This is a genomic window from Citrobacter sp. Ct235, assembly GCF_030332305.1.
In the GTDB taxonomy this organism is placed as follows: Bacteria; Pseudomonadota; Gammaproteobacteria; order Enterobacterales; family Enterobacteriaceae; genus Citrobacter_A; species Citrobacter_A telavivensis.
Window position 1 is genome coordinate 699,619 of record NZ_JAOWIC010000049.1, and the last position, 25,568, is coordinate 725,186.

General features: G+C 54.6%; 17 protein-coding genes and 2 pseudogenes. 13 read left to right on the forward strand and 6 right to left on the reverse strand.

Features of this window, described 5'->3' with window-relative positions:
• Nucleotides 1-100: 100 nt before the first annotated feature.
• From fdnI to fdnG, 3 genes are read right to left on the reverse strand one after another with little or no spacing between them, the layout of a single operon-like run.
• A complete protein-coding gene (gene fdnI, locus OGY35_RS20440) occupies nt 101-757 on the reverse strand; it encodes a formate dehydrogenase-N subunit gamma (RefSeq protein ID WP_286633283.1) in 657 nt (218 codons plus the stop codon).
• Nucleotides 750-1,634: a formate dehydrogenase subunit beta gene (gene fdxH / locus OGY35_RS20445; protein WP_286633284.1), complete on the reverse strand. Its 885-nt coding sequence runs from the start codon at nt 1,632-1,634 to the stop codon at nt 750-752. The genes fdnI and fdxH overlap by 8 nt, the downstream gene beginning before the upstream one ends.
• 12 nt (nt 1,635-1,646) lie before the next feature.
• The gene (gene fdnG, locus OGY35_RS20450; protein WP_286633285.1) at nt 1,647-4,694 is read right to left on the reverse strand and encodes a formate dehydrogenase-N subunit alpha; all 3,048 of its coding nucleotides are present in this window, start codon (nt 4,692-4,694) and stop codon (nt 1,647-1,649) included.
• A gap of 236 nt (nt 4,695-4,930) precedes the next feature.
• Here fdnG and yddG point away from each other — a divergent pair, with 236 nt between their 5' ends.
• From yddG to OGY35_RS20465, 3 genes are all read left to right on the forward strand, one after another.
• Entirely contained in the window at nt 4,931-5,812 is an 882-nt protein-coding gene (gene yddG, locus OGY35_RS20455) for an aromatic amino acid efflux DMT transporter YddG (protein ID WP_286633286.1), read from the forward strand.
• A 549-nt stretch (nt 5,813-6,361) separates the two neighbouring features.
• Nucleotides 6,362-7,438, forward strand: coding sequence for a porin OmpC (gene ompC, locus OGY35_RS20460; protein ID WP_286633287.1), 1,077 nt, complete (start codon nt 6,362-6,364; stop codon nt 7,436-7,438).
• Nucleotides 7,439-7,526: 88 nt separating this feature from the next.
• Complete coding sequence (locus tag OGY35_RS20465) at nt 7,527-7,967, forward strand: GFA family protein (RefSeq protein ID WP_152404653.1); 441 nt, start codon at nt 7,527-7,529, stop codon at nt 7,965-7,967.
• Nucleotide 7,968: 1 nt separating this feature from the next.
• On the opposite strand, the gene OGY35_RS20470 is transcribed toward OGY35_RS20465, so the two are convergent.
• Together OGY35_RS20470 and OGY35_RS20475 are read right to left on the reverse strand one after the other, a co-directional pair.
• Nucleotides 7,969-9,456 carry an MFS transporter gene (locus OGY35_RS20470; protein WP_286633288.1) on the reverse strand — a complete coding sequence of 496 codons (1,488 nt, stop codon included), beginning with the start codon at nt 9,454-9,456 and terminating at the stop codon, nt 7,969-7,971.
• A gap of 211 nt (nt 9,457-9,667) precedes the next feature.
• A pseudogene (locus OGY35_RS20475) lies at nt 9,668-9,919 on the reverse strand (SDR family oxidoreductase); the annotation flags it as partial.
• Here OGY35_RS20475 and OGY35_RS20480 point away from each other — a divergent pair.
• The 9 genes and pseudogenes from OGY35_RS20480 to OGY35_RS20520 form a co-directional block, all read left to right on the forward strand.
• Nucleotides 9,902-10,336, forward strand: a pseudogene (locus OGY35_RS20480) (IclR family transcriptional regulator domain-containing protein); the annotation flags it as partial. The pseudogenes OGY35_RS20475 and OGY35_RS20480 overlap by 18 nt on opposite strands.
• Nucleotides 10,337-10,402: 66 nt before the next feature.
• Entirely contained in the window at nt 10,403-10,981 is a 579-nt protein-coding gene (locus tag OGY35_RS20485) for a TetR family transcriptional regulator (protein ID WP_152404638.1), read from the forward strand.
• 223 nt (nt 10,982-11,204) lie between these two features.
• Nucleotides 11,205-12,593: a NarK family nitrate/nitrite MFS transporter gene (locus OGY35_RS20490; protein ID WP_286633289.1), complete on the forward strand. Its 1,389-nt coding sequence runs from the start codon at nt 11,205-11,207 to the stop codon at nt 12,591-12,593.
• 118 nt (nt 12,594-12,711) lie between these two features.
• Nucleotides 12,712-16,452, forward strand: a complete 3,741-nt coding sequence (locus OGY35_RS20495; RefSeq protein ID WP_286633290.1) for a nitrate reductase subunit alpha — start codon at nt 12,712-12,714, stop codon at nt 16,450-16,452.
• The gene (narH, locus tag OGY35_RS20500; RefSeq protein WP_152404635.1) at nt 16,449-17,993 is read left to right on the forward strand and encodes a nitrate reductase subunit beta; all 1,545 of its coding nucleotides are present in this window, start codon (nt 16,449-16,451) and stop codon (nt 17,991-17,993) included. The genes OGY35_RS20495 and narH overlap by 4 nt, the downstream gene beginning before the upstream one ends.
• Entirely contained in the window at nt 17,993-18,688 is a 696-nt protein-coding gene (gene narW, locus OGY35_RS20505; RefSeq protein WP_286633291.1) for a nitrate reductase molybdenum cofactor assembly chaperone, read from the forward strand. The genes narH and narW overlap by 1 nt, the downstream gene beginning before the upstream one ends.
• Nucleotides 18,685-19,365 carry a respiratory nitrate reductase subunit gamma gene (gene narI, locus OGY35_RS20510; protein ID WP_042318984.1) on the forward strand — a complete coding sequence of 227 codons (681 nt, stop codon included), beginning with the start codon at nt 18,685-18,687 and terminating at the stop codon, nt 19,363-19,365. Before narW ends, narI begins: the two co-directional genes overlap by 4 nt.
• Nucleotides 19,366-19,495: 130 nt before the next feature.
• Nucleotides 19,496-20,389, forward strand: a complete 894-nt coding sequence (locus tag OGY35_RS20515) for a PhzF family isomerase (RefSeq protein ID WP_152404633.1) — start codon at nt 19,496-19,498, stop codon at nt 20,387-20,389.
• 443 nt (nt 20,390-20,832) lie between these two features.
• Nucleotides 20,833-23,781, forward strand: a complete 2,949-nt coding sequence (locus OGY35_RS20520) for an autotransporter outer membrane beta-barrel domain-containing protein (RefSeq protein WP_286633292.1) — start codon at nt 20,833-20,835, stop codon at nt 23,779-23,781.
• Nucleotides 23,782-23,825: 44 nt separating this feature from the next.
• Here the strand turns inward: OGY35_RS20520 and nhoA are convergent, their stop codons facing one another.
• Nucleotides 23,826-24,671, reverse strand: a complete 846-nt coding sequence (gene nhoA / locus OGY35_RS20525) for an N-hydroxyarylamine O-acetyltransferase (RefSeq protein WP_286633293.1) — start codon at nt 24,669-24,671, stop codon at nt 23,826-23,828.
• 136 nt (nt 24,672-24,807) lie between these two features.
• Between nhoA and OGY35_RS20530 the strand changes: the two genes are divergently transcribed.
• A complete protein-coding gene (locus OGY35_RS20530) occupies nt 24,808-25,377 on the forward strand; it encodes a flavin reductase family protein (protein WP_286633294.1) in 570 nt (189 codons plus the stop codon).
• Nucleotides 25,378-25,568 lie beyond the last annotated feature (191 nt).

Genomic DNA, 25,568 nt, shown 5'->3' on the forward strand with positions numbered 1-25,568 from the left:
GACAACACGTTACGTTTAGTCGATGTCAGGATCATGACGTTTTTATGGCAAAAAAAAGGCACTACTTGTGTAGCGCCCCTTTAATCTGAAAAAAAGAGAATTAGCTTAACCCTTCTTCACTCTCTTTTTTTGCTTCTGCCTTTTCGATGTCACGATACCAGCGCGGGTGGTGTTTCTTCGCCCAGCGGCGACTCACCTTCCCTTCAATCATCCCTTTAATCGATCCCTTCACCCAGAATGCCATATACACATGGATGAGGATGGCGTGAATCAGAACGATCCCCGCCGCCGCGTGGATCAGCAGGCTGTAACGCACCACCTGCATCGGGAAGTATTGCGCGAAGTACGGACGCCAGATGATCACGCCGGTCACCAGCAGCACAAAAATCATGCTCATGATCGACCAGAACATCATCTTTTGTCCGGCGTTATATTTGCCGACATCCGCCACTTTATGTTCGTTGCCTTTCAGCACTTCAACAATGTTCTTCAGCCACGGCAGGTCTTTCTTATCCGGGATGTTGTGATGGACGAAACGAACAAACATGAACATCAGCGCGACAAAAATCGCCACGCCAAAGAACGGATGCAAAATACGTCCCATCTGCGGTGTGCCGAAGGTTTGCGTCAGCCATTGCAGCGTCGGGAAGAAAAACGAAATCCCCGACAGCGCCACCAGGAAGAAGCAAATCACCACCGTCCAGTGACAGGCGCGGTCGATGAACTTCGTGCGCACAATCATTTTCGACTTACTCATGATGATCCTCCTCGTCATCGTCCACTTCTTTGTTCGGGCCAATACCAATGTAGTGATAGATAAGCCCGGCAAAGGTGGCGATAAATCCGGCCGCCGCCAGGGGTTTCAGCGCCCCTTTCCACAGATTGATAGACGTGTCGACTTTCGGTTCGTTCGGCAAACCGTGATAGAGCTCCGGCTGATTCGCGTGATGCAGAACATACATCACGTGCGTACCGCCTACGCCCTGCGGATTGTAGACGCCAGCATGTTCGTAACCGCGAGCCTTCAGCTTTGCGACGCGCTGCTCGCCCATTTCCAGCATCTCCTGTTTGGTGCCGAAATGAATCGCTCCGGTCGGACAGGTTTTGACACAGGCCGGTTCCTGACCCACGCTGACGCGATCGACGCAGAGTGTACATTTATAGACGCGGTTATCCTCTTTATTGAGGCGCGGAATATTAAACGGACACCCGGCGATGCAGTAGCCGCAGCCAATGCAGTGTTCGGACTGGAAATCGACAATCCCGTTGGCGTACTGGATGATTGCCCCGGCAGACGGGCACGCCTTCAGGCAGCCCGGATCTTCACAGTGCATACAGCCGTCTTTACGAATCAGCCATTCCAGCTTGCCGTTCTGCTCGGTTTCGCTAAAACGCATCACCGTCCAGGACTTGGCGCTGAGATCGGCGGGGTTGTCATACACCCCGACACAATGCCCCACGTCATCGCGGATGTCGTTCCACTCAGAACAGGCCACCTGGCAGGCTTTGCAGCCCACGCAGGAGGTGACGTCAATGAGTTTGGCGACCTCGGCTTTGTAATCACGCGCCTGCGGCGGCGGCGTGATCGCGTTCGTTGCGGACTTTTTGATGATGTCCTGCGTTTCCAAAGACATATGCTCGCCCCCTTACGCCTTCTCGATGTTAACTAAAAACGCTTTGTACTCCGGCGTTTGCGAGTTTGCGTCACCGACGTTTGGCGTCAGGGTGTTGGCGATATAGCCTTTACGCGCAACCCCTTCAAAACCCCAGTGCAGCGGGATCCCGACGGTTTCAACCTGCTGACCGTTGACGTGCAGCGTTCGCAGACGACGCGTAACCACCGCAACCGCGCGAATGAATCCGCGCTTGCTGGTTACCGTCACGTAGTCGCCATTGACAATGCCTTTGGCGGCGGCCAGCGTTTCGCTGATCTCCACAAACTGTTCCGGCTGCGCGATGGCGTTCAGCAGCGCGTGCTTGGTCCAGGTGTGGAAGTGCTCGGTCAGACGATAGGTCGTTCCGACATACGGGAACGCGTCTTTCTTCCCAAGGCGCAGCACGTCATCTTCATAGATGCGCACGACCGGGCTGGAAACGACGTTCGGATGCAGCGGGTTGGTTCCCAGCGGCGTTTCCATCGGCTCGTAGTGTTCCGGGAACGGCCCCTCCGCCAGCTTATCAAGGGCAAACAGACGCCCCAGCCCTTCCGGCTGCATGATAAACGGCCCGGTTGCGCTGCCCGGAGGCGCGGTGTTGAAGTCCGGGATATCATTACCCGTCCATTTCGCCCCGTCCCACTGGATCAGCATGCGTTTCGCATCCCACGGCTTACCGTTGATATCCGCTGAGGCGCGGTTATACAGCACGCGACGGTTCAGCGGCCATGCCCATGCCCAACCCAGCGTATTGCCCAACCCTGACGGGTCGGCGTTATCGCGGTTGGCCATCTGGTTGCCCTTCTCCGTCCAGCTACCGGTGTAGATCCAGCAGGAAGACGAGGTCGATCCGTCATCACGCAGTTGTGCGAAGCTGGTGAGCAGTTGCCCTTTCTTCGCGATCAGAACACCGTTGGCGTCATAGAGATCGGCCAGCGCATAGCCGTTGTTCTCTTTCGCCACCTCTTCTGACTCTGGATGATCCGGCTGTTTGTAGTCCCAGCGCATTTTCAGCAGCGGTTCCAGGCCTTTACCCCCCTCTGTGCGATACATCTCGCGCAGACGATGGAACAACCCGGCCAGAATTTCGCCGTCGTTACGCGCTTCACCCGGTGCATCCTGGCCTTTCCAGTGCCACTGCAGCCAGCGTCCGGAGTTGGCGATAGAACCATCTTCTTCGGCAAAACAGGTGGACGGCAGACGGAATACTTCGGTTTGAATCGACGCCGGGTCAACATCGTTCGACTCGCCGTGGTTCTGCCAGAAGGTTGAGGTTTCAGTCACCAGCGGATCGATAACCACCATGTACTTCAGCTTGCTCAGGCTGCGAACCACTTTGTTTTTGTCCGGAAAGGACGCCACCGGGTTAAAGCCCTGACAGATATAGCCGGTGACTTTCCCGCTATCCATCATGTTGAAGTATTTGATGACGTCGTACGCCTGATCCCATTTCGGCAACCAGTCAAAGCCCCAGTCATTCTCTTTGCGCGCATCATCGCCGTAGAACGATTTCATCAGGCTGACGGCAAACTTCGGATAATTGCTCCAGTAGTTCACCTGGTCGGCCAGCGTGGCCTTTGGCGTGTTGGCGTTCAGCCAGGTCTGCCAGTCGCTCTGTTTTTCTGACGGCAGCGTCAGATAACCCGGCAGGCTGGTAGAGAGCAGACCTAAGTCGGTTAAGCCCTGAATGTTGGAGTGACCGCGCAGGGCGTTAACGCCGCCGCCTGCCATCCCCATGTTGCCGAGCAGCAGTTGGATCATCGCCATCGTGCGAATGTTCTGCGCCCCGACCGTGTGTTGCGTCCAGCCCAGCGCATACAGGAATGTCGTGGTACGATCCGCCGCACTGGTGGAGGCCAGCACGTCACACACTTTCAGGAAGTCAGCTTTCGGCGTCCCACAGATGTTCTCTACCACCTCCGGCGTATAGCGGGAAACGTGCTGTTTCAGCAGATTCCATACGCAGCGCGGATGCGACAGGGTTTCATCGCGTCTGGCATAGCCGTTTTCATCGAACTGGTAGTTCCAGGACGACTTGTCGTACTGCCGTTTTTTCGCGTCATAACCGCTGAATAAACCGTCGTCAAAGGTGAAATCATCCCGCACCAGCAGGCTGGCGTTGGTGTAATGCCTGACGTATTCGGCGTTAATTTTGTTATTTTCAATCAGATACCGCAGCACGCCGGACAGGAACGTAATGTCCGTGCCAGAGCGAATCGGCGCATAAATATCGGCAACCGAGGCGGTACGGGTGAAACGGGGATCGACAACAATCAGCGTAGCGTCATTGTTGTTCTTCGCTTCCATCGCCCAGCGGAATCCCACTGGATGGGCTTCAGCGGCGTTACCGCCCATCACCATCACGACGTTCGCGTTTTTGATATCAACCCAGTGGTTGGTCATCGCACCGCGACCAAATGTTGGAGCAAGACTTGCTACCGTTGGTCCGTGTCAGACGCGCGCCTGGTTGTCTACTGCCAGCATGCCGAGTGAGCGCACAAATTTTTGCGTCAGCATGCCGGTTTCATTACTGGCAGCGGAGGCACAGAGCATCCCCGTGGAAAGCCAGCGGTTTACCGTTACGCCCTGTTCGTTTTTCTCAATAAAGTTGGCGTCACGGTCAGCCTTCATCAGTTTAGCAATGCGGGTGAGTGCCTCATCCCAGCTAATGCGCTGCCATTTATCGGAGCCTGGCGCGCGATATTCCGGGTAACGCAGGCGGTTTTCGCTATGGACGTAATCCAGCAGACCGGCACCCTTCGGACACAATGCGCCACGGCTCACCGGATGATCCGGATCCCCTTCGATATGATAAAGCGCTTCTTTGGCGTTTTTTGCTCCATCTCCCAGGCTATACATTAATAGCCCGCAACCTACGGAACAGTATGTGCAGGTGTTTCGGATCTCTTTCGCGCGCAACAGCTTATAATTTCGCGATTGAGCCAGTGCCATTTTGGGCGTAAATCCCAACGCAGCAACCGTTGTTCCAGCCATACCGCCCGCGCAGATTTTAAAAAACTTTCTGCGGCTGACGTTCATTGCTTTCCCTCTTTTTCCAGAGTTGTCATGTCGCCGAGGAAACTAACAGCAATACCCGTATTTTTTTTGAGTCAAATCAATAACGAAACGGTTCCGCTACTAAATAGTCCCAATTGTCGGTTTTATATACCACCAAGGTGGTAATGCCCCCTCAGTATTCGCCTGGATAATTCCGCTAAAAAAGTGCTATATATTTCAACTTCTTTTTTGATAAGGCATGGAAAACGGCAAACAGAATGACGAAACAAAAAGCAACGCTGATTGGACTTATTGCCATTGTGCTGTGGAGCACAATGGTGGGTCTGATTCGTGGCGTCAGTGAGGGACTTGGGCCAGTTGGTGGTGCGGCGGCAATCTATTCATTAAGTGGGCTGCTGTTGATATTTACCGTGGGATTTCCCAATATCCGTCGTTTCCCTGTTGGTTATTTAATCGCCGGTAGCGTGCTGTTTGTCAGTTATGAAATATGTCTGGCGTTATCGTTGGGCTATGCCGTTACCCGTCATCAGGCGATTGAGGTCGGTATGGTCAATTATTTATGGCCAAGTCTGACGGTGTTATTCGCGATTCTGTTTAACGGTCAAAAAACCACCTGGATAATCGTTCCCGGCGTCCTGCTCGCAATAACCGGTATCTGTTGGGTACTGGGTGGAGAAAATGGTCTGAATCCTGGAGAGATTATCAGCAATATCACCAGCAGTCCGTTGAGCTACTTTCTCGCCTTTCTCGGCGCGTTTATCTGGGCGACCTACTGTACCGTGACCAATAAATACGCGCGGGGGTTTAATGGCATTACGGTTTTTGTTTTACTGACGGCACTCAGTTTGTGGGTCCACTATTTTCTGACGCCGCAGCCGGAAATGATGTTCAGTACGCCTGTGGTGATTAAGCTCGTCTCTGCCGCCCTGACGCTGGGCTTTGCCTATGCCGCCTGGAACGTGGGGATTTTGCACGGAAATGTCACCATCATGGCGGTAGGATCGTATTTCACACCGGTGCTGTCATCTGCGCTGGCAGCCGTGCTGCTGAGCGCCCCGCTGTCGTTCTCCTTCTGGCAGGGCGCCATTATGGTTTGCATTGGTTCGCTGCTCTGCTGGTGGGCCACACGCCGCGCATAACGCTTTCACCGGGTCGGCCCCCTTTTCTGACCCGGACTTCATCCTTCGCGAGACAATAAATCAACTGTCGTTCCTTAGGATATTTACTGATTGTTAGAAAATTCTTATTCGCTTTTTTTCGATCGCTCTGCCATACCTTTATTGTTGAGCCGATTCAGGTCTATTTATTTCCTTACAACAGGAATATTAAGTCTTTATACTTATGTTAAATTTATGCTAACAAGAAGCTAAATAATTAAAGGATTTCGCTGATTTACAATTATTAACGCGTATATAATACACATTGGTAACTAACTCATATAATAACCGATAACCCGTATATAATCCCCTACGGAAATATTGCATAGAGAGTTACTTCCAGGAATTTCCGCGCCTCAGATTTGACTTAAGGCGATCTGGATCACACAAATAGAAATAATCTGCAATTCCATGAAACTTATTATTGAATTGGTACTGCTGCGTACCTTAAAAATAGTTTGCCATTGATGAAGCGATTCGTTCGGCAATGGTTCAGGAATCACACCAAGAAAATTATAAGGATTGTTAACAATGAAACTTAAATTAGTTGCAGTGGCAGTGACTAGCCTGTTGGCAGCAGGCGTCGTGAATGCGGCAGAAGTGTACAACAAAGACGGCAACAAACTGGATCTGTACGGTAAAGTTACCGCTCTGCACTACTTCTCCGACAATGACGGCGATGATGGCGACAAAACTTATGCTCGTCTGGGTTTCAAAGGCGAAACGCAGATTAACGATCAGCTGACCGGTTACGGCCAGTGGGAATATGAATTCAAAGGCAATAACGACGAAGCGAATGGCAACAAAGGCAATAAAACTCGTCTGGCGTTTGCTGGCCTGAAATTTGCTGAATTCGGTTCTTTCGATTATGGCCGTAACTACGGTGTGGCGTACGATGTTGGCGCATGGACCGACGTTCTGCCTGAGTTCGGTGGTGACACCTGGACCCAGACTGACAACTTTATGACTGCCCGTACAACTGGCGTTGCAACCTACCGTAACACTGACTTCTTCGGTCTGGTTGAAGGCTGGAACTTTGCGCTGCAGTATCAGGGTAAAAACGATCGTGGCGACGAAGTTAAAGCGAACGGTGACGGCTTCGGTCTGTCCACCAGCTATGAGTACGAAGGCTTTGCAGCAAGCGCCGCTTATGCAAAATCTGACCGTACTGACGACCAGGTTGCCTACGGTAACAACAGCCTGAGAGCTTCTGGTGACAACGCTGAAGTATGGGCTGCTGGCCTGAAATATGATGCGAACAACATCTATCTGGCAACCACCTACTCTGAAACTCGCAACATGACCCCGTTCGGTGATGACAATATCGCGAACAAAACTCAGAACTTTGAAGTGGTTGCTCAGTACCAGTTCGACTTCGGTCTGCGTCCGTCCCTGGCTTACCTGAAATCCAAAGGTAAAGACCTGGGTGCATGGGGCGATCAGGATCTGGTTGAATACGTTGATGTTGGCGCAACCTACTACTTCAACAAAAACATGTCTACCTATGTTGATTACAAAATCAACCTGATCGACGAAAGCAACTTTACTCGTGCTGCTGGTGTAGGCACTGATGACATCGTTGCCGTTGGCCTGACCTATCAGTTCTAATTTTTAGAATTGAGCTGTACAAAAAGCCAGCCCACGATGGGCTGGCTTTTTTTCCCCCCGATGTTAAACCGGCCATAAGGAGAATGCCGTGCAAACCTATACAGGACGTTGCCTCTGCGGGCAGAGTCATTTCACCGTCGATGTCGAATCCCTCGACGTCTATGCCTGCCACTGTACGATATGCCAGAAATGGTCTGGCGGTATCGCTATGTATCTGGAAGCCTGTGGACAACCGGTGATGGATCCCGATGCGCCCGGGCCCGCTTACTTTGCATCGTCTTCGCGCGGCGAACGGTATTTTTGTTCCGGCTGTGGTTGCCCACTGTGGATCAAGTTAACCGACACCGAGCGCTATTTCATTCCCTGGACGTTGCTCGAATTTAACGAGGTCGACCGTCGCCGTCTGATCCTTGCCGCCGAAATTTATACCGAGACGCAACCCGCGTTCTGGCGACTCACGGGTCAATACGCCCGCCTGAGCGGAAAGGAAGTTGAAGAACTGGATAACCGCTGTCAGTTTACCCACTGAGTTATTCGCGTGCGGCCTTCGCCAGACTGAACCACATGCCCACCGCCAACAGAATCAACATGCTTCCGGCACTGCTTAATGCCACGCTATGCGACCAGGTAAAAGCCTGCTTCGCGGCCAGCAGAACCGTATCCGCCATTGCCGAAGGAAGCGTCTGCGCCAGTTGTACCGCTTCACCCATTGAGGAAGAGGCGCGTGCGATTTCCCCGGCGTTCAGACCGTCAGGCAGCGCAATTGACGCAGAGAAACTGCGACTGAGCAACAGACCAAAGATAGCAATCCCCAGCCCCGCGCCCAGTTCATAGGCCATCGTTTCGATAGCCCCGGCCGCCGCCGCTTTTTCTGCCGGTGCCGCCGCCATGATCGCCGCCGTTGAGGCCAACAGGGCGCTGGCCGCGCTGAATCCGAGCAATGCCATTAACACCCAGGCCTGGAGTTGCTGGCTACTGAAGTCCGTTGCCGCCAGACCATAGAAACTCAGGGCGCTCAGCGCCATCCCGCCGGTCGCGACTTTCCGCAGCCCCAGCCGAGACACCAGCATCCCGGCAATCGGGCCGCTGAATCCACTGGCGAGCATCACCGGCAGCATAAATAATCCCGCCTGATACGGCGTTAAGCCATGAACAAACTGCAGTTCCTGCGCCATTAGCAGCTCAAAACCGACCAGCGTAATCATCGCCGTCATTGCCATCACCACGCCGCTCAAAATGATACGATGGGTGAACAGGCGCATATCAATCATGGGACGACTCGCCGCCAATTGAATGCGGACAAACTGCGCCAGCAGCAGTGCGCCGCTCACCAGCGCCAGCGCAATAACGCCGGTGGCGATATGCCCTTTAAGCGCCGTCTTCGCGCTGTAGACCAGCAGCAGAATCGCGACAATCAGCATAATGGCGTGTCCCAGATTCAACGACTGATCGCGGCGTCCGGCCTGACGCGGAACATAGCGCGCGGTAAGTGCCACCACGACCAGTACAATCGGCACATTGATTAAGAACACGGAGCCCCAGTAAAAGTGCTCAAGCAGCATACCGCCAACCAGCGGGCCGAATGCCGCACCGCCCGATCCCACTGCCGCCCAGACGCCAAGCGCCATGTTGCGGTGGCGCGCTTGCGAAAAGGTGGCGCGGATCCCGGCCAGCGTCGCTGGCACGATCATCGCCGCGCCTATCGCCAGAATGGCACGGGTGGCAATAAGCCAACTGGCAGTATGTGCAAAGGCGGCGGCCAGTGACGCAAGACCGAACAGCGCCCCGCCGAGGATCAGCAGGCGTTTAAAGCCGATACGATCGCCGAGCGCGCCCATCGGCAGTACCATCCCTGCCATCACCAGCGAGTAAATATCAATGATCCACAACAGTTCGTTGCCACTGGCACCCAGCGTCATGCTCAGCGTGGGTGCGGCAACGTGCAGCACCGTTGCATCAATCGCAACAGGAATGTAGACCAGCACAATAATCACTAACGTTAACCACTGACGAAACATAAAACTCCCTACGAAAACAAACTGGACACACGTCCAGCTTTGTCGATCCTACGGAAAATTGAACGTATGTCCAACTTTTTGTTCAGCGCCGTGATTACCAAATAATGAGAGTATTGAATGAGTGAATGATTTTGACGTCGGTGAAGAATGACAGAACCGTGGGATAAGACAGTAAGCCGAACACGATAGCCGGCCTACTGGCAGAACAACATCAGCCGAGATCGCCGCCGGCAACCGGTAAGGTGATGCCGGTGATATAACTGGCGTCGTCGCTGGCGAGAAACAGAATCGCATTCGCCTGCTCCGCCAGCGTTCCATAGCGGTGCATCAGACTGCTGTCGACGGTCTGATCAATCACCTGCTGATACCACGCCTGTTCCTGGGCAGAGGGCGTTTCTTCATTACGCGGTACAAGACGCGCCGGGGCATCGGTCCCTCCGGGGGCGACGGCATTGATGTGCTGTACATTGCCCGTGCGGCGGTTAACAACCTGCTCAGCGTCGACATCGGACGTGGCAGTCGACTGCCCGCGTGGGCCACCTCTATGGGACGCGTGTTGCTCAGTGCGCTTCCCGAAGATCTGCTTGAAGTGACATTGTCACGCGCGCAGTTACTCCGCTATACCCCACACACGATTTGTGACCTGGCAGCGCTGCGGGAAGAGATCGCCCGCGTGCGTATTCAGGGCTATGCGCTGGCCGACAAGCAGATTGAAGTTGGACTCTGTTCCCTTGCCGTTCCGCTGCTTTCCCGCAATGGCACCGTGGTTGCTGCCCTCAACGTCGGGGTGCCAGCGTCATCCATGAGCGCTGCCGCGTTAAAAGAGAAAGCGCTGGCTCCTTTGCGTCGTTCCGCGATGGAGCTCTCACTTCAGCTGTAGCGTGTAACAATTGAACGTCTGTCCAGCTTGTTGATACACTGCCTCTCCAGCAAGAATGGAGGTGGTATGAGCTATCTGAATAAAGATGAGCGTCGCGAAGTAATATTACAGGCGGCCATGCGCGTGGCGCTCGAAGACGGTTTTTCCGCCATGACCGTCCGGCGAATCGCCACAGAAGCGAAAGTGGCGACCGGTCAAGTCCACCACCATTTCACCTCCGCCGGAGAACTTAAATCGCAGGCCTTTGTCCGTCTTATTCGCGCCCTGCTGGATGCGGAACTCGTCGCGGAAGATGCCACCTGGCGCATGCGTCTGCACGCCACGCTGGGCAGTGATGACCGCGGATTCGAGCCCTATATTAAGCTCTGGCGCGAAGCGCAGATCCTTGCGGACAAAGATCCGGAAATCAAAAGCGCCTACCTTCTCACCATGCGCATGTGGCATGAGGAAACGGTCGCCATTATCGAAAGCGGACTCGCCGCCGGAGAGTTCACCACCGCCTCCGCCCCCGCAGACATCGCCTGGCGCTTGATAGCGCTGGTGTGCGGTCTGGATGGCATGTACGTTCTCGGCATTCAGGAGATGGACGATCCGGCGTTTGATCGCCATCTGGATCGCATGATTGCGCTGGAGCTTTTTTCCTGAACGAATGCCTGAACGAATGAATGTTAGCCATTTATACTTTTTATTTACATTTGGTAACACTTAAGCAACCTGTTATTCCCCCTTCACTCTGCGTGGTTGCGCATTTTTATCTATCCTTTCCTCAACATTCATAAAAGCATCAATAAATTCTTAAAAGGGCGTATAGCGCTCTGCGCAGACTATTTCTTTTTTTTCATGAACGCATGTGCATGTGAGGGGTAATATGGCGCGACAAAATGAGAAAAATAACCGTTATCTTTTGATTGACTGGAAGCCGGAAAACCCCGCATTTTGGGAGAATAAAGGTAAACACATAGCACGAAGAAACCTTTGTATCTCAGTCGCTTGCCTGTTACTTGCCTTCTGCGTCTGGATGTTGTTTAGCGCCGTCGCCGTCAATCTCAATAAAATTGGTTTTAATTTCACCACCGATCAACTCTTTTTATTAACCGCATTACCTTCACTTTCTGGCGCAATATTACGCGTTCCCTACTCCTTTATGGTGCCTATATTTGGCGGACGCCGCTGGACGGTTTTTAGCACCGCGATACTGATTATTCCTTGCGTCTGGCTCGGCTTTGCGGTGCAAAATACCACCACCCCTTTCGAGGTATTTATCATCATCGCGCTGCTGTGCGGTTTTGCCGGCGCAAACTTTGCTTCCAGCATGGGCAATATCAGTTTCTTTTTCCCGAAAGCGAAGCAAGGCAGCGCGCTGGGGGTGAACGGAGGGCTGGGTAATCTCGGCGTCAGCGTGATGCAACTGGCTGCGCCGCTGGTTATCTTCCTGCCGATATTTGCCTTCCTCGGCGTCCAGGGCGTCCCACAACCCGATGGGTCACTGCTTTCGCTGGCAAACGCCGCCTGGATCTGGGTGCCGCTGCTGGCGATTGCCACAATAGCCGCCTGGCTTGGCACCAATGACATCGCCAGTTCCAAAGCCTCTATCGCCTCTCAGTTGCCGGTGCTCAAGCGCTTTCACCTTTGGCTATTAAGCCTGCTCTATCTGGCCACGTTCGGCTCATTCATCGGCTTTTCCGCGGGCTTTGCCATGTTGTCGAAGACACAGTTTCCGGATGTGAATATCCTCAACCTGGTGTTTTTTGGCCCGTTTATCGGCGCGCTGGCGCGCTCAGCGGGCGGGGTCATCTCCGACAAGTTTGGCGGCGTGCGCGTGACGCTGATTAACTTCATCTTTATGGCGCTGTTCTCGGCCCTGCTCTTCCTGACGCTGCCCGGCTCAGGTTCCGGCAGTTTTATCGCCTTCTATCTGGTCTTTATGGGGCTGTTCTTAACCGCAGGTCTGGGTAGCGGCTCTACCTTCCAGATGATTGCCGTCATTTTCCGCCAGCTCACTCTCTACAAAGTGAAACTGCGCGGCGGCAGCGACGAACAGGCACAGCGTGAAGCGGTGACCGACACCGCCGCCGCGCTGGGCTTTATTTCCGCTATTGGCGCCGTCGGCGGCTTCTTCATTCCTAAAGCATTCGGCAGTTCGCTGGCGATGACCGGTTCCCCCGTCGGCGCCATGAAAATCTTTCTGGTGTTTTACATCGTCTGCGTGCTGGTGACCTGGCTGGTCTATGGTCGCCGTAAACCACAACAAAAATAACAACAACTGACGTAGGCCTGATAAGACGCCATGCGTCGCCATCAGGCAATCACACAATGCCGGATGACGGCTTGCGCCTTATCCGGCCTACAAGACCCTATGGAGCAGGAGAAATGTCATGAGTAAACTGTTGGATCGCTTCCGTTACTTTAAACAAAAGGGTGACACCTTTGCTGACGGTCACGGTCAGGTGATGCATACCAACCGGGACTGGGAAGACAGCTATCGTCAGCGCTGGCAATTTGACAAGATTGTCCGTTCAACCCATGGGGTGAACTGCACCGGCTCCTGTAGCTGGAAAATCTACGTCAAAAATGGTCTGGTGACCTGGGAAACCCAGCAGACCGACTATCCGCGTACCCGTCCGGACCTGCCCAACCATGAACCGCGCGGTTGTCCGCGTGGTGCCAGCTACTCCTGGTATCTGTACAGCGCCAACCGTCTGAAATACCCGCTGGTGCGCAAACGGCTGATCGAACTGTGGCGCGAGGCCCTGGCTTCCCATCCCGATCCGGTGCTGGCGTGGGATTCGATCATGAATGACCCGCAAAAGTGCCAGAGCTACAAGCAGGTGCGCGGTCGCGGCGGGTTTATCCGCTCCAACTGGAAAGAACTCAACCAGCTCATTGCCGCCGCTAACGTCTGGACCGTCAAAACCTATGGCCCGGACCGCGTCGCTGGCTTCTCGCCGATCCCGGCGATGTCGATGGTCTCTTACGCCGCCGGCACCCGCTATCTTTCCCTGCTCGGCGGCACCTGTCTGAGTTTTTACGACTGGTACTGCGACCTGCCGCCCGCTTCACCGATGACCTGGGGCGAACAGACCGACGTGCCAGAATCCGCCGACTGGTACAACTCCAGCTATATCATTGCCTGGGGCTCCAACGTACCGCAAACCCGTACGCCGGATGCCCACTTCTTTACCGAAGTTCGTTACAAAGGCACCAAAACCGTCGCGATTACGCCTGATTTCTCCGAAGTTGCCAAGCTGAGCGATCAGTGGCTGGCGCCCAAACAAGGCACCGACAGCGCGCTGGCCATGGCGATGGGACACGTTATCTTAAAAGAATTCCATCTCGACAATCCCAGCGACTACTTCCTCAACTACTGCCGTCACTACACCGACATGCCGATGCTGGTATTACTGGATGCCCGCGAGGACGGCAGTTACGTGCCGGGACGGATGATGCGCGCCTCGGATCTGGTCGATGGGCTGGGTGAAAGCAATAACCCGGAGTGGAAAACGGTCGCCTGTAACAGCACCGGGGAACTGGTGGTGCCTAACGGTTCGATTGGTTTCCGCTGGGGTGAAAAAGGCAAATGGAACCTTGAATCACTGGCGGCAGGATCAGAAACCGAACTGTCACTGTCATTGCTCGGTCAGCATGATGAGGTGCTGGGCGTCGCCTTCCCCTATTTCGGCGGCAACGAAAACCCCCATTTTCGCAGCGTGAAGCAGGAACCCGTACTGGTGCGCCAACTGCCGGTGAAGCAGTTAACGCTTGCCGATAGCAGCCGATGCCCGGTGGTCAGCGTCTACGATCTGGTACTGGCAAACTACGGCCTCGATCGCGGTCTGGAAGACGCGTACGCTGCGATTGCGTATTCCGAGGTGAAAGCCTATACGCCAGCGTGGGCGGAACAGATAACCGGCGTGCCGCGTTTTCAGATTGAAACCATCGCCCGTGAGTTCGCCGATACGGCGCATAAGACCCACGGTCGCTCGATGATTATCCTCGGTGCCGGCGTCAACCACTGGTATCACATGGACATGAACTACCGGGGAATGATCAACATCCTCGTGTTCTGCGGATGTGTCGGGCAGAGCGGCGGCGGCTGGGCGCACTATGTCGGCCAGGAAAAGCTGCGTCCGCAAACCGGCTGGCTGCCGCTGGCCTTTGCGCTGGACTGGAACCGTCCGCCGCGCCAGATGAACAGCACCTCGTTTTTCTACAATCACGCCAGCCAGTGGCGTTATGAAAAACTGACCGCGCAGGAACTGCTTTCGCCGCTGGCGGATGCCTCAAAATTCACCGGTCATCTGATCGATTTCAACGTGCGCGCCGAGCGCATGGGCTGGCTACCCTCTGCGCCGCAGCTTAATCTCAATCCGCTGACGGTCAAAGCCAGCGCCGAAAAGGCCGGCTTGTCGCCTGTGGAATACACCGTTGCGGCATTGAAATCCGGCGATATTCGCTTTGCCTGCGAACAGCCGGACAGCGGTAAGAATCATCCGCGTAACCTGTTTGTCTGGCGTTCTAACCTGCTCGGTTCTTCCGGTAAAGGCCATGAGTACATGCTCAAATATTTGCTCGGTACAGAGAGCGGTATTCAGGGGGAAGCGCTGGGTTCCAGCGAAGGCATTAAGCCAGAAGAGGTGGAATGGCAGTCTGCGGCGATCGAAGGCAAGCTCGACCTGCTGGTGACGCTCGATTTCCGTATGTCGAGCACCTGTCTGTTCTCAGACGTTGTTCTGCCGACCGCCACCTGGTATGAAAAAGACGACATGAATACCTCGGATATGCATCCGTTTATTCACCCGCTGTCGGCGGCGGTGGATCCCGCGTGGGAATCGAAAAGCGACTGGGAAATCTACAAAGGCATCGCCAGCGTCTTTTCCGAGGTCTGCGTCGGCCATCTGGGACAAGAAACCGACGTGGTGCTGCAACCGTTACAGCACGATTCACCGGCAGAACTCTCGCAGCCGTTCGACATTCAGGACTGGCGTAAAGGGGAATGCGACCTGATCCCCGGAAAAACCGCGCCAAACATTGCCGTGGTGGAACGCGACTATCCCGCGACGTACGAGCGTTTTACCTCGCTCGGACCGCTGATGGATACGTTGGGTAACGGCGGTAAGGGGATCTCGTGGAACACCCAGACGGAGGTCGATTTCCTCGGCAAGCTTAACTACACCAAGCGCGAAGGCCCGGCGAAAGGCCGCCCGCTGATCGAAACGGCAATCGATGCCTCGGAGGTTATCCTGGCGCTGGCGCCGGAAACCAACGGTCAGGTGGCGGTGAAAGCGTGGCAAGCGCTTGGCGCGATGACCGGACGTGAGCATACCCATCTGGCGCTCAACAAAGAAGACGAGAAGATTCGTTTTCGCGATATCCAGGCACAGCCGCGCAAAATCATCTCCAGCCCGACATGGTCTGGTCTGGAAAGCGAGCATGTCTCCTATAACGCGGGCTATACCAACGTCCATGAGCTGATTCCGTGGCGCACACTCTCCGGCCGTCAGCAGCTGTATCAGGATCATCAGTGGATGCGCGCGTTTGGTGAAAGTCTCGTCGCCTATCGCCCGCCGATTGACACCCGCAGCGTCAGTGAGATGCGTGAAATTCCGCCGAACGGCTTCCCGGAGAAAGCGCTGAACTTCCTGACGCCGCACCAGAAATGGGGCATTCACTCCACCTATAGCGAAAACCTGCTGATGCTGACGCTGTCGCGCGGCGGGCCGATTGTCTGGATCAGTGAAACGGATGCGAAAGAGCTCGGTATTGAGGATAACGACTGGATCGAGGCCTTCAACGCCAACGGCGCCCTCACCGCTCGTGCGGTCGTCAGCCAGCGCGTGCCGCCCGGCATGACCATGATGTACCACGCGCAGGAACGCATCATGAATATCCCCGGCTCGGAAGTGACCGGCATGCGCGGCGGGATCCACAACTCCGTCACCCGTGTGTGCCCGAAACCGACGCACATGATCGGCGGCTATGCGCAGCTTGCCTACGGTTTTAACTATTACGGTACCGTCGGCTCCAACCGCGACGAGTTCATCATGATTAGAAAAATGAAGAACATTGACTGGCTGGATGATGAAGGTCGGGATCAGGTACAGGAGGCGAAAAAATGAAGATACGCTCACAGGTTGGCATGGTACTGAACCTCGATAAATGCATTGGTTGTCACACCTGCTCCGTTACCTGTAAGAACGTCTGGACCGGACGTGAAGGAATGGAGTACGCGTGGTTTAACAACGTCGAGACGAAACCCGGCATCGGCTATCCGAAAAACTGGGAAGATCAGGAGGAGTGGCAAGGCGGTTGGGTTCGCGACGTGAATGGCAAGATCAGACCCCGTCTGGGCGGTAAAATGGGCGTCATCACTAAAATCTTCGCTAACCCGGTCATTCCGCAAATCGATGATTATTACGAGCCGTTCACCTACGACTATCAGCATCTGCACAGCGCGCCGGAAGGAAAACATGTGCCTACCGCCCGTCCCCGTTCGCTCATTGACGGCAAGCGGATGGATAAAATCATCTGGGGGCCGAACTGGGAAGAGCTGCTTGGCGGTGAATTTGAAAAACGCGCCCGCGACCGCAATTTTGACAAGATCCAGAAGGAGATGTACGGCCAGTTTGAAAACACCTTCATGATGTATCTGCCGCGCCTGTGCGAACACTGCCTGAATCCAAGCTGTGTCGCTACCTGTCCGAGCGGTGCCATCTACAAGCGTGAAGAAGACGGGATTGTGCTTATCGATCAGGATAAATGCCGCGGCTGGCGTTTGTGCATCAGCGGCTGCCCGTACAAAAAAATCTATTTCAACTGGAAAAGCGGCAAATCAGAGAAATGCATTTTCTGCTATCCGCGCATTGAGTCCGGCCAGCCGACCGTCTGTTCGGAAACCTGCGTTGGGCGTATCCGCTATCTCGGCGTACTGCTCTACGATGCGGATCGCATTGAAGAAGCGGCCAGCACCGAACATGAAACCGATCTCTATGAGCGCCAGTGCGACGTGTTCCTGAACCCGCACGACCCGGCGGTGATTGAAGAAGCGCTGAAACAGGGGATCCCACAAAACGTTATCGACGCGGCGCAGCGATCGCCGGTATACAAAATGGCGATGGACTGGAAGCTGGCGCTGCCGCTACATCCGGAATACCGCACGCTGCCAATGGTCTGGTATGTGCCGCCGCTGTCGCCCATTCAGTCCTACGCCGATGCGGGCGGACTGCCCAAAAGCGACGGCGTGCTGCCGGCGATCGAAAGCCTGCGGATCCCAGTGCAGTATCTCGCCAATATGCTGAGCGCAGGCGACACCGGGCCGGTGCTGCGTGCGCTCAAGCGCATGATGGCAATGCGCCACTATATGCGGGCGCAAACCGTCGAAGGCGTCACCGATACTCGTGCGATTGACGAAGTGGGCTTAAGCGTTGAACAAATTGAAGAGATGTATCGCTACCTGGCGATTGCCAACTACGAAGACCGCTTTGTGATCCCGACCAGCCACCGTGAAATGGCGCACGATGCCTTCCCGGAGAAAAACGGTTGCGGCTTCTCCTTCGGCGACGGGTGCCACGGTTCCGATACCAAATTCAATCTGTTCAACAGCAGTCGCATTGACGCCATCAACATCACCGAAGTGCGTGACAAGGCGGAGGGTGAATAATGCAAATCCTCAAGGTGATTGGCCTGCTGATGGAGTATCCGGATGAGTGGCTGTGGGCGTGTAAGGACGACGCGCTGGCACTGGTTCGCCACGATGCGCCAATGCTCACCGACTTCACCGAAGCACTGCTCAACGCGCCGCTGCTCGATAAACAGGCCGAATGGTGTGAAGTGTTTGACCGTGGGCGCGCCACTTCGCTACTGCTGTTCGAGCACGTGCATGCAGAGTCCCGCGATCGCGGTCAGGCGATGGTGGATCTGTTGACGCAGTACGAAAAAGTGGGATTGCAACTCGACTGTCGCGAACTGCCGGACCATCTGCCGCTGTATCTGGAATACCTGAGCGTGCTGCCAGAAGCCGACGCACGCGAAGGCTTGCAGAACGTCTCGCCGATTCTGGCCCTGCTGGGGGGACGTTTAAAGCAGCGCGGCACGCCGTGGTATCAGCTATTCGATGCCCTGTTGCTCCTGTCGGGTAGCCCACTTTCAAGTGACAGCGTCACGAAACAGGTTGACACTGAAACGCGTGATGACACTCGTCAGGCGTTGGATGCCGTCTGGGAAGAAGAACAGGTGAAATTTATCGAAGATAACGCCACGGCCTGTGACAGTTCGCCATTACAGCAATATCAACGACGCTTTAGCCAGGACGTGGCGCCGCAGTACGTCGACGTCAGCGCGGGAGGCCCGAAATGATACAGTTCCTGAACGTCTTTTTTTACGACATCTACCCCTATCTTTGCGGGACAGTCTTCATCCTCGGCAGTTGGCTGCGCTATGACTACGGGCAGTACACCTGGCGGGCGTCCTCCAGTCAGATGCTGGACAAACGCGGGATGGTCCTGTGGTCGAATCTGTTCCACATCGGCATTCTGGGGATCTTCTTTGGCCACCTGTTCGGGATGTTAACCCCACACTGGATGTACGCCTGGTTCCTGCCCATCGCGGTGAAACAGCAGATGGCGATGATTGCAGGCGGGATCTGCGGCGTACTGACGCTGGTCGGCGGTGCGGGGTTGCTGGTACGTCGTCTGACAAACTCCCGCATCCGGGCCACCTCATCCACGGCGGATATCCTGATCCTCTGCATTCTGCTGATTCAGTGCATACTGGGCTTAAGCACAATACCGTTCTCCGCGCAGCACCCGGACGGCAGTGAAATGTTGAAACTGGTGGAGTGGGCGCAGTCAGTTGTGACCTTCCGTGGCGGGGCCTCTGCCCACCTGGACGGCGTGGCGTTTATTTTCCGCGTGCACCTGGTGCTGGGGATGACCATCTTCCTGCTCTTCCCGTTCACCCGTCTGGTTCACGTCTGGAGCGCGCCGTTTGAGTACTTCAGTCGTCGCTACCAGATCGTTCGTTCCCGTCGATAGCCTTCCACTGCCCGGCAGTGCAATCTGCCGGGCGACTGTTCGCTCCAGCCGAAAAGCGTGTTCATGTTGGCGGCATCGCCATCCGCTACGCTGCACGCTATGATGCTTCTCCAACTCAGGGAGAATGCTAATGAAACCACAGGTTTACCACGTTGATGCCTTCACCAGAACCCCTTTTCGCGGCAATTCCGCCGGTGTTGTCCTGCATGCTGACGGCCTTAGCGACGCGCAGATGCAACTGATTGCCCGCGAACTGCGTCACTCCGAAACCGCATTCCTGCTGCAAAGCGACGACAGCGATGTACGCATTCGCTATTTTACGCCGACGGTAGAAGTGCCCATTTGCGGGCACGCCACCGTTGCGGCACATTACGTCCGCGCCACGGCGCTGGGACTGGGTAATACCACGGTGTGGCAAACCTCGCTGGCGGGACGTCACCGGGTTGAGATCCGCTATGATAGCGACGATTATCGTATCTCGCTGGAACAAGGTGCGCCCTCCTTCGACGCGCCGCTCGAAGGCGACATCCGCGCCGCCATTCTACGCGCGCTGCACCTGAGTGAGGACGCAATGCTACCGGGCCTGCCGATACAGGTCGCCTCGACCGGTCATTCCAAAGTGATGATCCCGCTGAAGCCTGAGGTTAATATTGACGCCCTCGCCCCTGACCTTTCTGCGCTTTGCGCTATCAGTCAGCAGATTGGCTGCAATGGCTTTTTTCCTTTTCAGATCCGTCCGGGTAAAAATGAGACCGATGGACGCATGTTCTCTCCGGCAATCGGTATTGTGGAAGATCCGGTGACGGGCAATGCCAATGGCCCCATGGGTGCCTGGCTGGTGCATCATCATTTATTACAACATGACGGGAAATTGCTACAGGTGAAAGGACATCAGGGACGGGCATTAGGCCGTGACGGCATCGTTGATATTGACGTGACGATTCAGGATAACCAACCGGTAAAAGTCACGATATCCGGTAACGCAGTGATCCTGTTTCACGCACAATGGGCGGTAGATTTTTAAAAACAGCCCGGTAAAGATACGCCTTACCGGGCGGCTTTATTTTCCTTTCTTATATTGACCGCTTTAAATTCTTATTAAGATAGTCCAATTAATCTTAAATAGCATTTAAGGTGGTAAACGCTTTAAAAATCATAATGATAATCCGCTTTATTTTCTTCTTTCATCAGCCGGGATTAATTAAAAATCAACATCATTTCATCTGTTTTGTTTTATTTTAATACTATCACCAATCGATTTATTTAGTTACCTAAGAACAATTCATTTGTAATTTTCTTAGTCGATATGAAAAATAAGTCATTATCTTGAGAGTGAGTCGCAGCAAAGGATTCTTCAGATATAGCAAAAGTTAAACAACACTCGTTCTGTCTGGAAACAAAAAGCTCAACGCCGTAAATATAATATATTACGCGCTGTATTTGTCTATTAAGAATGTGAATATTGATATGAAAGAATTTAAATTAACAACTATGGCGTTATTGATTGGCAGCCTGTTAATGACAAATAACGTTTATGCAAAAATCTATAATGAGGATGAGGGGATTATCACCGGGAGTGGAGTCCTTACCGACGGCGGTACCTATAAAATTATCAGTACCTCCGGGGAAAATAACACCCTCTCCGTGGCGAACAATGGCGGGATTACGGTTACCCACCCGGGCGGAACGCCAATCGTCAGCGGTAGGGGCGAGTTTGAAGATGGCGATCTTACGCTCGCGTCTGGTACTGTTTTTGTTGCCAACAGCGGAACAATCAATTTAGGGTCAGGCTCTACGGTGAATCAAATTACCGGGGATTTTATTCCGGGTACGGTCGACGGACGCCCGGACCTGGCACTTGATGAAGATTATCAATCTCTGTTCGCCGTCGGCATTGTTGATATGGGGGGAACCAGTGACGCCTATCGTGCACAAAAAGGCGCGCTTATTGCTGATGATTTAACCATCAACATCAGCCACCAGCGTGATGGCAAGACTATCTCGGGTATCTTTTCTGATAAAAATAATGGCGTTATTACCTTAACCGGCGATACCGCGGTGAATGCAACGGTAACCGGGGCGAATGGACACGCTTTTGGCGTTTATGCGAAGGAAGGGACTTTCATCGACGCTGAAAATCTTATTGTTAATAACAAGAGTACAGAATACGCCGTGGGGATCGTTTCGGAATCGACAGACGCTGCTAACCGCTCGCTGATTCAGTATCAAAATGCCAGCGTTAAATCCGTTGCCGATGATTTTGCGGATGGTATTAATGCTAACGCCGGTTACATCGAAGCGTTTGGCGATACCAGTGTCGATGTCACCGTCAATGGCGTCGGGGGCGTCGCGTCCGCAATCTGGCTTTCTGATGGTCTTTCGGGCATTGATTTGGATTCGACTATCACCACCCACGGTACAACGACCCTGCTGCTGAAATCAGGTGCAGACAGAACGGTTCTTGATGGCGTTGACTCCATGGGGTCCACGCAGTTTACCAGCAACGACCTGAACATCACGCTGGACACCCAGGGACACCAGCAGACGACCGGTACCGGTATTCTGGCCAGTAAAGACGATGCGTCGACGGCGGGTAAAATCGACATTAATGGGCGTCTCAATATTGATGTTGTTGATACCACCCGCAGCGGGAGCTGGAACTATGTCCATGCGGACAAAGGCGGCGAAATCACGCTGAACGGCGGGGTGCAGATGGGGGTTAACTACAACGACCCGAATGCCACCGCTATTCTGGCTGAAAACGCTGACTCCCGCGTGACGATTCATCCGCAGAACGTGCAGATTGTCGGTACTGTCGAAGCCAGCGATGCCGCCGTGGTTGACATCAGTGCGACCAGCCAGTCGCGTTTCGTTGGCGGAACGGTAACCAGCGGCAACGCGGTGAATAACCTGTCGCTGGCGGAAGGCTCGGCCTGGAACATGACCAAAAGTTCTCAGCTTACTCACCTGACGCTGGATGATTCCACGCTGACCTTCATGCCCACCAGCGTGCAGAGTCGCAGGCTGACCCGTGAGGCCACGAGCTTCAAAACCCTGACGGTGGACGGCGATTATACCGGGGCGAACGGTAACATCGTGATGAACACTCAACTGGGCGATGACGCCTCGCCGACTGACCGGATGATCGTTGCCGGCAACACCTCGGGCACGACGAACGTCAACGTGCTGAACGCCGGGGGCGCGGGTGGACTGACGACGGACGGTATCGAACTCATCAGCGTTGCCGGTCATTCCGACGGGGAGTTCAGACAGAATGGCCGCATCGTGGCAGGCGCCTATGACTACACCCTGCAACGCGGCGAAGGCCAGAACGCCCGGAACTGGTACCTGAGCAGCGCGCTGTCTCCGGTCACCCCGGTGGATCCGGCATCGCCTGTTAATCCCACCGATCCGCAGTCGCCATCGCCGACGCCGCGTGAACACGCGATACGTCCGGAAGCCGGTCTGTACGGTATGAACCTGCAGGCGGCGAACACGATGTTTAACACCCGCTTACAGGACCGTCTGGGCGAAACGCATTATGTTGACGCACTGACCGGCGAGGACGCGGTCACCAGCCTGTGGCTGCGTAATGTCGGTGGTCATACCCGTCAGAAAGACAGCAGCGACCAACTGAACATGCAGAGCAACCGCTATGTCATGCAGCTGGGTGGCGATCTCGCGCAGTGGTCTTCGGACAACACCGATCGTTACCATCTGGGTTTGATGGCCGGTTACGCTAACCAGAAGAGCCGCGCGGAAAACCAGCGTAATGGTAACCGCGCTGACAGTCGCATCAGCGGCTACAGCGTCGGTCTGTACGGTACGTGGCTGCAGGACAACGCCACTCACGAAGGGGCATACGTTGACACCTGGGCGCAGTACAGCAGGTTCGATAACACCGTTTCCGGTCGTGACGTTGAAGCGGAAGAGTATGATTCCAGCGGATTCACCGCGTCTGTCGAATCCGGCTATACCTGGAAACTGGCGGCGTTAAGCGAACGTAACGCGCTGTATATCCAGCCCAAAGCGCAGGTCACCTGGATGGGCGTGAAGGCGGATGAGCACAAAGAAGTTAACGGTACCCGCGTGGAAGGCAACGGCGATGGCAACATCCAGACCCGCGTCGGCGTCCGTCTGTTCGGCAAGGGACATAACCAACTGGACAATGATAAGAACCGCACCTTCCAGCCGTTTGTGGAAGCCAACTGGATCCACAACAGCAAAGACTTTGGCGTCTCGATGAACGGTGAAAACGTGAATCTGCAGGGTGCCCGCAATATCGGCGAACTGAAAGCCGGTGTCGAAGGCCAGTTGACGAAGCATGTCGCGCTGTGGAGTAACGTCGCTCAGCAGGTTGGCGACAAAGGTTACAGCGATACCTCAGCGATGATCGGGATTAAAGCCTCGTTCTGATGAAAAATCCCCGGTAAGCGCATGCGTCGCCTGCCGGGTTTTCTTTATTTTCCGGCTTCCGGATGCGTATCAAACGCCGCCATCACCCTTGCCAGCTCAGTTTCCGTAAACCCATGCTTCGCGTCCGTCACCCCCAGGCCAAAACGTTCCTGTAGTAACGCATACAGCGAGGCGACATCCGGCAAATTGCGCTGTTCTACCACCCTGTCATTTTCGTAATGCGTGAAATGGAAGTTGGTGAGGGTCAATTTTCCCCCGTCCGGCAAATGACGACACATTAACAGGTGATGACGAAAATGCGATTGCGGCCAGTGCGCAGACCAGAAGTTGCCCATCACATGGTCACTTTGCTGCTGCGTCACCCGATCGAAGCGATACATGGACTGCCAGTGTTCGTGATGACAGAACTGCAGGATCCAGTCGTCCCCCTCCTGCTGCAAACGGTATTCACCGTGCGGCGTCTTCTGAATCATGTCCGCTTGCAGACGAATGGGAGCCGTGAGCGTCTGGCCGCCAAACCCCACATCGGCTATCCACGATTCGCCGTCCAGTTCCACCAACAGCAGACGGTGAGTTCGCGGGGGCAAATTCGGCGGATTTGCCAGCACCACGCGACCCAACAGGCTGCGTACGGTAAAGCCCAGTTCGCGCAGTACGCGCTCAAACACGCCATTTTGCTCAAAACAATAGCCACCGCGACGTGCGGTAATGAGTTTCTCTTCCAGCGACCGATCGTCAAGGTGCATTTCTCGCGGCAACAGCACGTCGAGATTCTCAAACGGGATAGTACAGTTATGTTGCAAATGTAGCGCCCGAAGCGTCTCAATATTGACTTCGGTACGCCCTGACCAGTTCAGACGCGCAAAATAAGCATTCAGGATGGGAGTCATCAGGTTTCCTGTCGTGAGCCTTAATCGTTACCCGAGTATAAACGATGCGCTCAAAGCGTGAGGCTGATGTTATTAGTAGGTTGGCGCAACGTCGATTTTCATTAATACTCAGAAAAACCCTTTGCGAGACAATCCTATGAGCCGATTCCGTCCTGTCGAATTACGCCACGCCAGTCGCCTGCTCAATCATGGCCCTACGGTGCTGATAACCAGTCGCGATGAGGTCAGCAACCGACGCAACATCATGGCCGCCGCGTGGTCTATGCCCGTCGAGTTTGAACCGCCCCGTCTCGCCATTGTGGTCGATAAAACGGCCTGGTCGCGAGAGTTAATTGAGCGCAGCGGCCTGTTCGGCATCGTCATTCCCGGCGTCGCCGCCACCAACTGGACGTACGCTGTCGGCAGCGTCTCCGGTCGCGAGGAAGACAAGTTCAACTGTTACGGTATCCCGGTGATAAAGGGACCGGTTCTGGGGCTGCCGGTGGTTGAAGAAAAATGTCTGGCATGGATGGAGTGTCGTCTCCTCCCCGCCACCGCCGCGCAGGAAAAATACGACACCTTATTCGGTGAAGTGGTTTCTGCCGCCGCGGATGAACGTGTGTTTGTCGAAGGTCGCTGGCAGTTTGATGACGATAAGCTTAATACCCTGCATCATCTTGGCGCTGGAACGTTCGTCACCAGCGGTAAACGCGTGACGGCGGGTTAGCTGCGCGGCCACCACGGTAATCCCCTTCGCGTTCATGGCGCGGCCCCAACTCTCGTCGGCGTTCTCTTCCACCACGCCGGCGTAATACCAACAGCACAAAACTGTTCAAAAACCGTGCAGATATCAATGCCCTGAGAATATCTGCACATCCATTGCCGTCTGGCAGAAGCTGACTATATTTAATGTTGCAT